At 37.3% G+C, this 13,627-nt stretch carries 7 protein-coding genes and 1 riboswitch; of the genes, 6 read left to right on the top strand and 1 reads right to left on the bottom strand.

Translation table 11 applies throughout. From position 1 onward, the window contains the following. Positions 1 to 212: 212 nt before the first annotated feature. Positions 213 to 3,767, top strand: coding sequence for a pyruvate:ferredoxin (flavodoxin) oxidoreductase (gene nifJ, locus WC644_07130; protein ID MFA5011714.1), 3,555 nt, complete (start codon positions 213 to 215; stop codon positions 3,765 to 3,767). 29 nt (positions 3,768 to 3,796) lie between these two features. Further along, positions 3,797 to 4,795 carry a dihydroorotate dehydrogenase-like protein gene (locus WC644_07125; protein MFA5011713.1) on the top strand — a complete coding sequence of 333 codons (999 nt, stop codon included), beginning with the start codon at positions 3,797 to 3,799 and terminating at the stop codon, positions 4,793 to 4,795. Positions 4,796 to 4,850: 55 nt separating this feature from the next. Here the strand turns inward: WC644_07125 and WC644_07120 are convergent, their stop codons facing one another. Beyond that, positions 4,851 to 5,270: a globin domain-containing protein gene (locus WC644_07120; GenBank protein MFA5011712.1), complete on the bottom strand. Its 420-nt coding sequence runs from the start codon at positions 5,268 to 5,270 to the stop codon at positions 4,851 to 4,853. Between the two features lie 649 nt (positions 5,271 to 5,919). On the opposite strand from WC644_07120, the gene WC644_07115 reads away from it, so the two are divergent. From WC644_07115 to acsA, 4 genes are all read left to right on the top strand, one after another. Beyond that, a complete protein-coding gene (locus tag WC644_07115) occupies positions 5,920 to 8,034 on the top strand; it encodes a T9SS type A sorting domain-containing protein (GenBank protein MFA5011711.1) in 2,115 nt (704 codons plus the stop codon). 216 nt (positions 8,035 to 8,250) lie between these two features. Beyond that, the gene (locus WC644_07110) at positions 8,251 to 8,796 is read left to right on the top strand and encodes a hypothetical protein (GenBank protein ID MFA5011710.1); all 546 of its coding nucleotides are present in this window, start codon (positions 8,251 to 8,253) and stop codon (positions 8,794 to 8,796) included. 138 nt (positions 8,797 to 8,934) lie between these two features. Further along, positions 8,935 to 9,038, top strand: a riboswitch (TPP riboswitch). Positions 9,039 to 9,105: 67 nt separating this feature from the next. After that, on the top strand, positions 9,106 to 11,499 hold the full coding sequence (locus WC644_07105; GenBank protein ID MFA5011709.1) for a TonB-dependent receptor: 2,394 nt from the start codon (positions 9,106 to 9,108) through the stop codon (positions 11,497 to 11,499). 401 nt (positions 11,500 to 11,900) lie between these two features. Next, positions 11,901 to 13,619 carry an acetate--CoA ligase gene (gene acsA / locus WC644_07100; protein ID MFA5011708.1) on the top strand — a complete coding sequence of 573 codons (1,719 nt, stop codon included), beginning with the start codon at positions 11,901 to 11,903 and terminating at the stop codon, positions 13,617 to 13,619. Positions 13,620 to 13,627: the final 8 nt, after the last annotated feature.

Genomic DNA, 13,627 nt, shown 5'->3' with positions numbered 1-13,627 from the left:
TTTCTAAAAATAAAAACTACTAAATTTATATATATTATTGATAGAAGAAAATTGTTAAATTTATGGATGCAAATGAGATGACTTCAATATTGATGTTCCCCGTTATCTATAAACTATTATAATTGATACGATACCTCAAATACATATAAGCAATATTATAGCATACAGAAAAACAATTTACGTTTAATTAATTATAAGGAGTCCACATTAAAATGTCCACAAGGAAAAAAGTTACAATTGATGGAAATGAAGCCGCAGCTTATGTAGCACATCAGACCAATGAAGTAATAGCAATCTATCCAATTACACCTTCCTCCCCCATGGGTGAATTTTCTGATGCATGGTCGGCAGTCGGTCAGAAAAATATCTGGGGAACAATTCCGGTAGTTTACGAAATGCAGAGTGAAGGCGGAGCCTCAGGTGCAGTTCACGGGGCGCTTCAAAGCGGTTCACTTACAACAACATTCACAGCATCACAGGGTTTACTTCTGATGATTCCAAATATGTATAAGATAGCCGGTGAATTAACTTCAACGGTGTTTCACGTTACAGCCCGTTCATTAGCAGCGCAGGCATTATCAATATTTGGGGATCACGGCGACGTTATGGCAACAAGGCAGACAGGGTTTGCGATGATTTGTTCGAATAACGTTCAGGAAGTTATGGACTTTGCTTTGATATCTCAGAAAGCATCCCTGGAGTCAAGGATTCCATTCCTTCATTTCTTTGATGGTTTCAGGACTTCGCATGAAGTAGTTAAGATTGAGCAGCTTACTGTAGAAGATTTGAAAGCTATGGTTGATGACAACTATGTTAAAATGCACAGGGCAAGAGCGTTGACTCCTGATAATCCTTTTATAAGAGGTACTGCTCAGAATCCCGACGTATATTTCCAGGGAAGAGAAACTGTAAATAAATTTTATAACGAATGTATCGGTTTGACTCAGAAAGCAATGGATAAGTTTTTTGAGATAACGGGCAGAAGGTATAACTTGTTTGATTACTATGGTCCAAAGGATGCCGAAAGGATAATTATTCTGATGGGTTCGGGTGCAGAAGCGGCAGAAGAAACTGTTGATTACCTGAGCGGAAAGTTGGGAGAGAAAGTCGGCTTGCTTAAGGTAAGACTTTTCAGACCTTTCTCAATAAAGCATTTCGCTGAATCACTTCCAAAGACAGTTAAAAAGATAGCAGTACTCGACAGAACAAAAGAACCGGGTGCAATCGGTGAGCCGCTTTATCAGGATGTAATAACCTCACTAAGCGAAAATTGTCCGTTTGATAAAATGCCAAAGGTTGTGGGTGGACGTTACGGACTTTCATCGAAAGAGTTTACGCCTGCGATGATTAAATCTGTGTTTGATGAACTGAAAAAGGATGAGCCAAAGAATCATTTTACTGTAGGTATTAATGATGATGTTACAAAACTGAGCCTTGATTACGATAAGAATTTTGCGATAGAAATAGAAGGAATGTTCAGTGGATTATTCTATGGATTGGGTGCGGATGGAACAGTCGGCGCTAACAAGAATTCAATTAAAATTATTGGTGAGGAAACAGATAACTACGCACAAGGTTATTTTGTGTATGACTCTAAGAAGTCGGGTTCTACAACAGTTTCGCACCTAAGGTTTGGGAAGAAACCTATTAAGTCAACTTATCTTATTCAGAAATCTGATTTTGTAGCCTGCCATCAATTCAATCTCCTTGAAAAATTTGATATGCTTAAGGACTTGAAAGAAGGTGGTGTATTCCTCCTTAACAGTCCATTTGATATTAACGAAACTCTTGAAAAGCTTCCAAGACGCGTGACTAAGCAAATTAAAGATAAGAAGTTAAACTTTTATTTGATAGACGGATACTCCGTTGCGAAAGAAACAGGAATGGGTTCAAGAGTTAACACGATTATGCAAACTTGTTTCTTTGCAATATCGGGAGTGCTGGAAAAAGATGAAGCAATTGAACAGATAAAGAAATCAATTAAGAAGAGTTACGGCATGAAGGGTGATGAGATTGTGAAGAAGAACTTTAACGCAGTTGATAAGACGCTTGAGAATCTTCATAAGATAGATATCTCAACCATGAAGTTAAGCAATGTAGAAATACCACCGACAGTTTCTGATAAAGCACCTGAATACATGAAGAATACTCTTGCAAGGATAATGGAAGGGCTTGGAGACGATATACCCGTAAGTCAGATGCCTGTTGACGGAACGTTCCCATCGGCAACAGCACAATGGGAAAAGAGGAATATTGCTCTGGAAGTACCTGCATGGGATCCGGATATATGTATTCAATGCGGAAAGTGCGCTATTATCTGTCCTCATGCATCGATAAGGATTAAAGCTTATGGCGAGAAGGCACTCATGAATGCTCCTCCGACATTCAAGCACATGAAAGCAAAAGGAAAAGAATTTGAAGAAGGTACGGCATACTCGATTCAGGTTGCGGTTGAAGATTGCACAGGGTGCGGACTTTGCGTAGAGATATGTCCTGCAAAGAATAAGAAAGAAGTTAAACTTAAGGCACTTAATATGGTACCTCAGTTCCCGCTACGCGAACAGGAAAGAACAAACTGGGATTACTTCTTAACTTTACCGGAATTTGACAGAACAAAGGCAAACGTTACAACTATAAAGGGCAGCCAGTTCCTGCAGCCGCTGTTTGAATTCTCGGGCGCATGCTCTGGATGCGGCGAGACGCCATACGTAAAACTTGTATCACAGTTGTTCGGCGAAAGGTCGATAATTGCGAATGCAACGGGCTGTTCTTCAATATACGGAGGCAACCTGCCGACAACACCATGGGCAAAAAACAACGAAGGAAGAGGACCGGCATGGTCGAACTCATTGTTTGAAGACAATGCGGAATTTGGACTCGGCATGAGACTCTCCATTGATAAACACAATGAATACGGCAAAGAACTGGTGAAGAGACTTGCGTCACAGATTGGCGAGCAGTTAGCAAATGACATTCTTAATGCAGACCAGACTGATGAAGCGGGTATTCACGATCAGAGAGAAAGAGTAAAAATATTAAAGGAAAAACTTGAAAAGATAAAATCACCGGAAGCGGCAGATTTATTGACCGTTGCAGATTATCTCGTGAAGAAATCTGTATGGATAATGGGAGGTGACGGATGGGCTTACGATATTGGTTACGGCGGTCTTGACCACGTACTCGCATCGGGAAAGAACGTTAACATCCTTGTGCTTGACACAGAGGTGTATTCAAACACAGGCGGACAGATGTCGAAGGCAACGATGCTTGGTGCAGTTGCAAAGTTTGCGGCATCGGGCAAACCTGTAGCAAAGAAAGACCTTGGCATGATGGCGATGAATTACGGCCATGTTTATGTAGCAAAAGTTGCGATGGGTGCTAACGATACACAAACTCTGAGAGCATTCCTCGAAGCGGAGTCATACAACGGACCTTCGATAATTATTGCATACTCGCATTGTATAGCTCACGGAATAAACATGCAGAAAGCACTTGAGAGCCAGAAAGCAGCAGTTGATTCATCTTACTGGACGCTGTTCCGTTACGACCCGAGAAATGCAGCACAGGGTAAGAACCCATTAAAGCTTGACTCCGGAGCGGCAAAGATTAAGTTTGAAGATTACGCTTATAAAGAAACAAGATACAAGATGCTTACGAAATCAGAACCCCAGCATGCAGCAGACCTTATGAAACTCGCACAGCAGGCGGTTGACGAGAAATGGAAGATATATGAGAAAATGGCGAAAGATTCAGACAACAAACAATAATTAAATTTTAAAACATAAATTATAACAGAATGGATTTATCAACAACATACATGGGGCTGAAGTTAAAGAATCCTATAGTTGCTTCAGCATCGCCGCTGTCAAAGACCGTTGATATGGTTAAAAAACTTGAGGATGCGGGCACTTCGGCAGTTGTCGTTTACTCTTTATTTGAAGAGCAGATAAAGCATGAGGAAAATGAACTTGACCATTATATGTCTTATGGAACGGAGAGCTTTGCGGAAGCACTAAACTACTTCCCTGCTGCGGGCGAGTTTAATCTTGGACCTGACCAATATTTAAAGCACATCAGTAATTTAAAGGGCGCCGTGGATATTCCTGTTATCGGTAGTCTAAACGGTATTTCGGCGGGCGGATGGATGAAGTACGGCAAACTCATTGAGCAGGCTGGAGCAGACGGACTGGAGTTGAATGTTTACTACTTAGCTACCAATCCCGAAAAAGACGGCACAATAATAGAGGAGATTTATTTAAGAGACTTAAACAAACTTAAGAAGTCATTAAAGATTCCTGTAGCAATGAAATTAAGTCCGTATTTTTCATCGATGTCGAATATGGCTGTGAAGCTTGACAAAGCTGGTGCGGACGCGCTTGTGTTGTTTAACAGGTTCTATCAGCCGGATATAGATTTAGAGAACCTTGAAGTAGTTCCGAATCTTGACCTCAGCAGCAACTGGGAGATGAGACTTCCTTTAAGGTGGATAGCGATTCTTTATGGCAAGGTGAAAGCTAATCTTGCTGCAACAACAGGCTTACATACTTTCGAAGATGTATTAAAGATGGTAATGGCTGGTGCGGATATAACCTGCATGACATCAGAACTGCTCGCGAACGGGATTGAAAGAGTGACTGAGATACTTAAAGAAGTTGAGCAATGGATGACGGAAAAAGAATATGATTCAATTGAGCAGATGAAGGGAAGCATGAGCCAGAAATCGGTCGCAGACCCGGGTGCTTTTGAAAGAGCTAATTACATGAAGGCATTGAATAATTATAAACTGCTTATATAATATTAAAACAGAAAAGGGGCTTCAAAGCCCCTTTTTTATTTCGTGTTAGAATTAATCAGTTGTTACTTTTCATTAAATCCTGAAGAACATCGTAGAGCCTGCTCCATGCGTCTTTAGTCTTTTCATCAAAATCTTTACCCAGAACTTTATCGAATGCAAACATTAACGATTTCTTAAAGTTGGAATATTGTTCGGGTGCTACACCATAGTCAACATGCCTGCTGCCCATACTTTGTATAGCGGGCATTATAATGTGAATATTATTAAGACCTTCAACGACTGTTTTAATCATCCTCATGAATGTTCTCGCCTGTTCGCTCATATCGCCTTTGAATATTTTTGTGACCTCAGGTGAAGTTTCAAAAAGATGCTTGTAAAGGATATCGCCTGTTTCCTGATATTTGTCAGAGAGCTTGCCGAAAGAATCCTGAATAAGTTTTATATCTTCTTTGGATAAAATATCCCATTCTGCCATTTTTATTATTCCTTATAGTATTAATAGTTTTATTAGATAAACAAAATATGAAATTTAGAGATAAAGATTAAGAGAAAAGGTAATTCAGGGACAAAAAATGAACCGGGACTGCAGTAAAAGTCTCAACCCTAAAGGGGAGACAATAATTACTCTTTAAAGAGTAGGAGTCGTGCTCCAGGTGATCGCTAAAGCGTCACAATGCCTAAAAGGCTACGTCGCAGTCAACCGGTTCAAATGTAATTTAGTCTTTAAAATTTGATTTGTCAACATAAATTGGTGATGCGATAAAATTTCCGTACAGTTATTTACTGTCTGCTACGAGCAGAGAAAGAACACATAATTAAAGCAAGGCAAAAATATGCGTAGATTATGCGCACTTTATGCGCACTTTCAGCGCACTTATAAATTTAAATTAGAGAACAGGTGAAAAAAATGATGGATGCCAATACAAGTATATATTTTTTTCAATTGATTAAATTAATTTTTTTCTATATGTTTCCAAAGAGTACTATCTTTATAAGAATAGATAACTTTTTTTCTTAATTTAATAACTACCTAAAAGTGCAAAATTTAGACAAAAAGATTTCTGGGAAGGCACCTTACACATAATATATTTTTATGACAAAATCTAAAGTAATCTTATTAGACTATGAATAAAACAATTTCTATTTTACTCGTTTTTATTTTTGTTTCGATGAATTTTAAAGCTAATGCACAATGGTTGCAGAGTGATGGATTATACGGTTGTGAACATGTTTATTCCCTTACAACACTCGGAAATAACATATTTGCCGGGATAAATAATGAAGGTGTCTTTATCTCAACAAATAATGGTTCTTCGTGGACACAGACCACTTTTAACAACAAATCTATTAATTCACTCGCTGCACTCGGCAATAATATATTTGCCGGATCATCACAAATTTATTTCTCTTCAAATAATGGTAATAGTTGGTCCCAATCTTCTTTAAATATTAATATAGTTGAGGCTTTTACCGTTAACGGAAACAAAATTTATGCTGGAACAGATAGTGGCGTTTTTATATCAACTAACAGCGGAATCAGTTGGTCTCAATTTGGATTAAAAAATAAACATGTTACTGCACTGGCGATATACGGAAATAATATCTATGCCGGAACGGATCATTTTGGCGGCATTTATCTCTCCACGAATAACGGAATTAACTGGTCTCATACTGCATTAAATTGCCAAAAAATTTATGCTTTCATATCACTTGATAACAAAATATTTGCGGGAGCATTAAACAACCCATCCGGTACAGGTGGTATTTATGTATCAAGTAATAATGGAAATAATTGGTCTCAATCTTCATTAACTAATAATACGGTTTGCGCTTTTGCTGTTTACGAAAATAGTATTTTTGCAGGAGTTTACGATAATCCAATTGGTTCGGGCGGCATCTATAGATCGACTGATAATGGAATGAGTTGGATACAATCTACAATAATAAATAAATCGGTTCGTTCCTTAGTTGTTAACGGAAATAATATATTTGCTGGGGTTGATAATTACGGCGGCATTTACATCTCTAATAATAACGGTATTAGCTGGTCTCTAACTTCATTAAATAAACTAGATGTTAGGTCTTTTACGAAACTTGGTAATAAAATTTTTGCTGGGACAGAATATAGTGGTATCTATCTATCAGAAAATGATGGCGCTTTTTGGTCTCAGACATCATTGAGCAATAAATCTGTTCACTCCCTTTTAACACTTGGCTCAAATATCTTTGCAGGAGCAACAAGTTATTCTACTCAAAAAGGTATTTATCGATCAACAAATGAAGGTTTTACTTGGGCTCAGACTGGTTTAAATAATCTTTATATAACATCTCTTGCTGCACTTGGAAATAGTATTTTTGCAGGAGTAGACAATGTTCCATCTGGTGTGGGCGGCGTCTATATTTCAATTAATAATGGCTCTGATTGGATTCAAACGGGGTTAACTAATAAACCCGTCACATGTATTATGATAAACGGAAATAATATATATGCAGGAACATATGTTTTTGGTAATAGTACGGGTGGAGTATATTTTTCCACGAACAACGGCATAAATTGGTCTCAAATTGGTCTAAATAATAAATCTGTTTCTCCGCTTGCGACATTCGGAAATAACATTATTGCAGGCACAGTAGATTTAACTTCTAATCAAAGGGGTGTTTATCTCACATCAAATAATGGTGAAAGTTGGTACCCAATTGGATTGAATAATAGATATATTCATTCACTTTTAACACTCGATAATAATATTATCGCAGGAACAGATAGTGGTGTATATCTATCATCTGATGTTGGCGTAAATTGGTTTAATAAAAACCAAGGTTTCGATTGTATTCCTAATGTAAATGCTTTATTAAAAACAAACAATTATCTATTAGCAGGAACAAATTCTTATTCCGTATGGAGACGCACTTATACCGAAACTATAGGTATTACTCAAATATCAACTGAAATACCTTCATCGTTTTCATTATCTCAGAACTATCCGAACCCGTTTAATTCGACAACGAAAATAAAATTTGATGTCGCCATGGATTCCCGCTTTCACGAGAATGACAATGTTGTATTGAAAGTGTATGACGTGATGGGCAGCGAAGTACAAACTCTCGTGAATGAATCTCTTAAGCTTGGAGTGTATGAAGTATCTTTTGATGGTTCACAACTAACAAGCGGTGTTTATTTTTATAAATTGATAACCAGCGGATATACCCAGACAAGAAAAATGTTGATGATAAAATAGTATCTAATGATATTATCTGAAAATTATTTAAAAAATCATATCCAAAATCAAGACTTGTTTTACACCTTAAAACTGTTAAGTTTGTAAATAAATAATAATTATAACAAAGATAACTTATTAGGTATTTTATTATAATGGCAAGCAAGTAATTGATACAATAAAGGAAACTTATGCAAAGTAATAAAATATAATTAGAAAAAGAGAAAAATAAAATATATGTGGGATTTAATATATAAAATAATAGAAAATAATGGGGTATGGGCTCTTATTGGTGTAGTTGTTGGTATTGTTGGTAATGTTTTTATTAGATTGATACGTGACATATTACATAGAAGGAGGGTTAAAAAAGCTTTGCGAAATGAGTTGATAAGAAATTTGTATACAATTGTACTTAAAAAGGATATTATACGTCAGATTATTGAGAACTTAAAATGCAAACAAATATTATCTGGCAAAAGTGTTAATTCTGCAAGCAATGTTTACAATAAGCATTTATCTATGCTATCGATATATCTTAATAAAGTTGAGAACGATAACCTTCATATAATTTATGAACATTTAAGACATAATGATAAATTTATGGATGAATTTGAAACCCGACTTAGATATGATATTGACAGTAAACGTATAAATGATGTATGGTTGAAACACGAAAATGAATTTAAAGATATAAATGCAGATTATGACAAAATACAATCTTTAATAAAAGATTACTTAAAAAATAAGCCCAAAGATATTTTTGCTGACATAAAGGTAATCTAAAATAACTAATTCTTTTATCATATCTTACCTCATGACGGGATTTTTAATAATCATAAATAAGGGAAAGTAGAAAATGATTTCATATTTCAAGACTTGCAAATATTGTTCAATATATATAAGTTTGTAATAGTTCTTTAGAATAGAGTATTGGGGTGCTGCCCTGCTAAAAGCAGGGATGCTGAGAATAAACCCTTAGAACCTGACGGATAATGCCGGCGTAGGAAATTACTACGGATTTTGACGCTTAAATTTTTTCACTTTATCAGGTTCGGAAAAGGTTTAAGCGTTTTTTATTTATGGAAATTTAAAATGAAAAAGTTATTAATGATGTTGACAGGATTTATATTCCTGAATTCCGTTTCATATTCACAGTCTGATGAATCGGATACATCAAAGTACAAGACTGAAACGATTGAGGTGAATGCATTGCTTGGAGTGGAGCGTGAGACACCTATTACATTTCAGAATATCGGGAGAGAGAAAATAGAAGAGAGATTCTGGATGCAGGATTTGCCGATGTTCTTAAACGGTAACACGAGCGTAAATGCTTATTCGGAATCGGGAGCTTCAGTGGGATATTCCTACTTTTCGATAAGAGGATTCGACCAGAGAAGGGTTGCTATACTAACAAACGGAGTTCCTCAGAATGACGCAGAAGACCATCAGGTTTACTGGGTTGATTTAGCCGATATAACTTCATCCATTGAGAACATACAGATACAGAGAGGAATAGGAACGGCACTTTACGGAACGTCGGGAATAGGCGGGGTTATAAATTTGCAAACGATAAACTATTTTGATAAGAAGTTTATAAATTTCAGTGCGGGTTACGGGGATTATAACTCAAAAAGGTATTCGATGGAATATTCTTCGGGGCTGACTGAGTCGGGATTTGGTTTTTATAGCAAGCTTTCAAAGACTCAGAGCGACGGTTACAGGGATTTATCATGGTCAGACCATTGGTCATTTTTTCTGAGTGCGGGAAAGACATTCGGTTCTAACTCAGTTTTGAAATTCAATGCGTATGGAAGTCCAATAAAGAATCATCTTGCATATTTGGGAGTAACAAAAGATTATCTCGACGGAAAGATAACGGGTGACGCAAGAAAGGACCGCAGGTACAACTTCCTGAATTTTGACAATGAGACGGACAACTATTTTCAGCCGCATTATGAACTTGTTTTTAACACACAGCCATCAAAGAATGTGATGATTTCTAATACGCTGAGTTACATAAGGGGTGAAGGATACTTTATTACGAATTATCCTGTTTATTACGGATATGATTTTTCTTATTTCAGATTAAATCCTTTCTTTACGAGTGATTCGAGTGTTTATAATTCATCATATTACAGAAGAAATCCAGACGGTACGCTTTATATAGAGCCGGGGAAGGGCTACGTGATTGACAAATCGGATTTGGTAACTAATTTATATGTAAACAACAATGATTACGGATGGTATCCAAAAGTTCAGATAAAACATAATGGCGAGAAAGGAACGCTTGTAATAGGCGGCGAGGCAAGAATTCACAATTCGGAACATTACGGAGAAATAACATACGGAAGCGCACTGCCTCAGGGTACTCCCGATAATTATCAATACTACTACTATGAAGGAAAGAAGAATACGTTTTCAGTTTTTGCAAACGAGGTATATCATATAACCCCGAAATTGACGGGAATGTTAGGACTGCAGTTTGCTTATCACAGATATAGCATTGCAAATGACAAGTACAAGCCCTATGAATTTAATGTAGATTACAACTTTCTTACTCCGAGAGCAGGACTTAACTATAACATTGATGATAACTTCAGAGTGTTCGGTAATTTTTCAATGGCTAATAGAGAGCCGAGACTGAAGGATATATACAACGCTGAAGACCCTTACTCCAAGCCGAATTTCAGGGTAATTGACACATTAAACAACATATATGAAGACCCATACGTTAAGCCGGAGGAGATGCTGAGTTACGAACTCGGAGCGGGATATACATCAAACGTATTGAAAGCTAATCTGAATCTTTACATGATGAATTTCAGCAATGAAATAGTAAGCAATGGACAACTTGACAACGTAGGACAGCCGATTAACGGGAACGCGGGTAAATCGGTTCATCAGGGGATAGAGTTTGATTTTGAACTTCGACCGTTTGTTAATTTTGCGAGTTCAAATCTTTTAAAGAACTTATATTTAACGGGTAACATAAATTTATCAGATAATTATTTTAAGGATTACAAGGAAATACTTGGTTCTGATTCGCTCGGGAATCTTATTTACGGAAATGATTATTCGGAGAATAAGATACTGCTTAATCCTTCAATAATAGCAAACCTGTCGTTGAATTACATGACGGATTTCGGCTTGAACGTTTACGTTACGGCACAGCACATCGGCAAGCAGTATCTGGATAACTCGGAAAACGAGCGGAAGAATCCAATATTAAGGAATACCGCGGGGTATGCTGATAAGTTTATAAATGCTTATACGGTTTTTAATGCGGGGATATCGTATGATGTAATGGGGTCGGTGAAGGATAAGAAGCTAAAGGGGTACTTGAGCAGTCTGGAGTTTTCGCTGAAGGTGAATAATATTTTTGACAGATTGTATGAAACGTCGGGAAGTGTTGACTGGACTGGGACGCCATACTGGATACCTGCTGCGGAGAGGAATTTTTATGTGAATGTTAAAGTGGGGTTGTAGGGATGTAACAGAACGCGGATAAACACGGATTGAGCAGATTTGCACAAATTAGAGAGGATATTATTGCCCGCGAGAAAGAGATGGAAAGATTGAAAAATATTCAGTGGAAGGTGTTTTTGGAATACCCTTTATTTGATAAAGGGTATTTTCTTTTACATCAAATTTTAAAATAAATGAATAGAATTATCGCAAAATTTGATATATTTTGAGTAAATTTAAGTGACACCTTATTTATGGAAAAATCCGTTTTACTTTTTTTAACAAACTCAAATATCCTGCTTCTGCAATAATTAATCCATTTGATTAAATAATGTTAATTAAAAATGCTGACTGCAAGATAGAGGTAAACACAGATTTTATTGAGATTACATACAACATTTATAAATAAAACGAATTAAAAAATGCCTACAAAACCCTCAAACATGAAAACTTATGAAGAGGAAGTAAAAACCTTTTCGTGGGAAATCTCAAAGAAAGAATTAGAGTACACAGATGGAGACGTTATCAACATAGGTTGGTACTGTTCAGACAGAATTTGCAAGAAAGGCAATGCAGACAAATTAGCACTGATATGGGAAAATGCTAAGTGCGAAGAGAAGAAATATACGTTTAACGATATACGACTGATTTCGAACACGATAGCAAATTTTCTAAAGAACTTAGGAGTAAAAGACGGCGAGAGAGTCTGTTTGTTCATGGACAAAATACCCGAGCTTTATATTGGATTTTTAGGAGTGCTTAAACTTGGTGCGATTGCTCAGCCTCTGTTTTCGGCATTCGGCTCAGAATCACTTTTAACAAGATTAGAAGATGCAAAAACGACTGCAATAATTACTCAGAAGAAACATTTGCCGAAGGTTAGAAACATTCTTGAAAAGATGCCATATATGAAGTATATAATAGTGGTAGATGATGATGGGAGCAAGCCATTAAGAGAAAGAGAGTATGCGCTGAACATTGAGAAAGAAAAGATGATAGAAGATTTTGAAATATTTCCGACAAAGGCAGAGACAAGGTCCGTACTTCATTACACATCGGGTACAACGGGAAAACCAAAGGGAGCGCAGCATGTTCATTATTCGCTGATATCCCAATACATTTCATCAAAGTACGTACTTGATTTAAAAGATGATGATATATACTGGTGTACAGCAGACCCGGGATGGGTTACAGGAACATCGTACGGGATAATAGGTCCATGGTCAAACGGCGTAACGCAGGTCGTGACCGAAATAGGTTTCACGGCTGACAACTGGTACAGGTTTGCTGAAAAGCAGAAGGTAACAGTCTGGTATTCGGCACCAACAGCAATACGTTCGTTGATGAAAGAAGGAACAGCAGTTGTGAAGAAATATGATTTATCGTCACTTAGACATTTAGCAAGCGTAGGCGAGCCTTTGAATGCAGAGGCGGTTTTATGGTCGCAGGAAGCATTCGGAATGATGTTTCATGATACATTCTGGCAGACAGAAACAGGTAGTATTATGGTAAGTAACTATCCGGGAATGAAGATTAAACCCGGTTCGATGGGGAAACCATTTCCGGGAATAAAAGGAACAGTTGTTGATTTAAGGACATTTCTGCCTATTGAGAAAAAGGGAATAGTCGGGATGATAGCAATTGAACCCGGATGGCCTTCAATGATAAGAACATACTGGAACAATGAAGAAACATACAAGAGCAAGTTTAAGAACGGCTGGTATCTCTGCGGAGACAGAGCAAGCATTGACGAAGACGGGTACTTCTGGTTCGTAGGAAGAGACGATGATGTCATAAACACTGCGGGACATCTTGTAGGTCCATTTGAGATTGAATCGGCACTGCTTGAACATCCCGCGGTAGCGGAGTCGGCTGTTGTTGGTAAACCAGATCCTGTGAACATGGAAGTAGTGAAAGCCTTTATAGCTTTAAAACCGGGTAACGAACCGAGCAAGATGCTTGAACTTGAAATAATGAATTTCGTAAGGAAGAAATTATCGGCACTTGCAATGCCTCAGGAAATTGAATTTGTTGATTCACTGCCCAAGACAAGAAGCGGAAAGATAATGAGAAGGCTGCTGAGAGCGAAGGAATGGGGAGAAGAAATAGGTGATACATCGACACTTGAAAATGATATGTAGAATAAATA

This window comes from Ignavibacteria bacterium, from assembly GCA_041649015.1.
In the GTDB taxonomy this organism is placed as follows: Bacteria; Bacteroidota; Ignavibacteria; order Tepidaquicellales; family Tepidaquicellaceae; genus CAIKZJ01.
The sequence above is the reverse complement of the archived record's forward strand: the minus strand, read 5'-3'. Positions and strand labels throughout refer to the sequence as shown.

What these genes read in the sequence shown, in the direction of transcription:
- nifJ (MFA5011714.1), top strand. Translation starts at nt 213, where the DNA reads ATGTCCACAAGGAAAAAAGTTACAATTGATGGAAATGAAGCCGCAGCT.
- WC644_07125 (MFA5011713.1), top strand. Translation starts at nt 3,797, where the DNA reads ATGGATTTATCAACAACATACATGGGGCTGAAGTTAAAGAATCCTATA.
- WC644_07120 (MFA5011712.1), bottom strand. Translation starts at nt 5,270, where the DNA reads ATGGCAGAATGGGATATTTTATCCAAAGAAGATATAAAACTTATTCAG.
- WC644_07115 (MFA5011711.1), top strand. Translation starts at nt 5,920, where the DNA reads ATGAATAAAACAATTTCTATTTTACTCGTTTTTATTTTTGTTTCGATG.
- WC644_07110 (MFA5011710.1), top strand. Translation starts at nt 8,251, where the DNA reads ATGTGGGATTTAATATATAAAATAATAGAAAATAATGGGGTATGGGCT.
- WC644_07105 (MFA5011709.1), top strand. Translation starts at nt 9,106, where the DNA reads ATGAAAAAGTTATTAATGATGTTGACAGGATTTATATTCCTGAATTCC.
- acsA (MFA5011708.1), top strand. Translation starts at nt 11,901, where the DNA reads ATGCCTACAAAACCCTCAAACATGAAAACTTATGAAGAGGAAGTAAAA.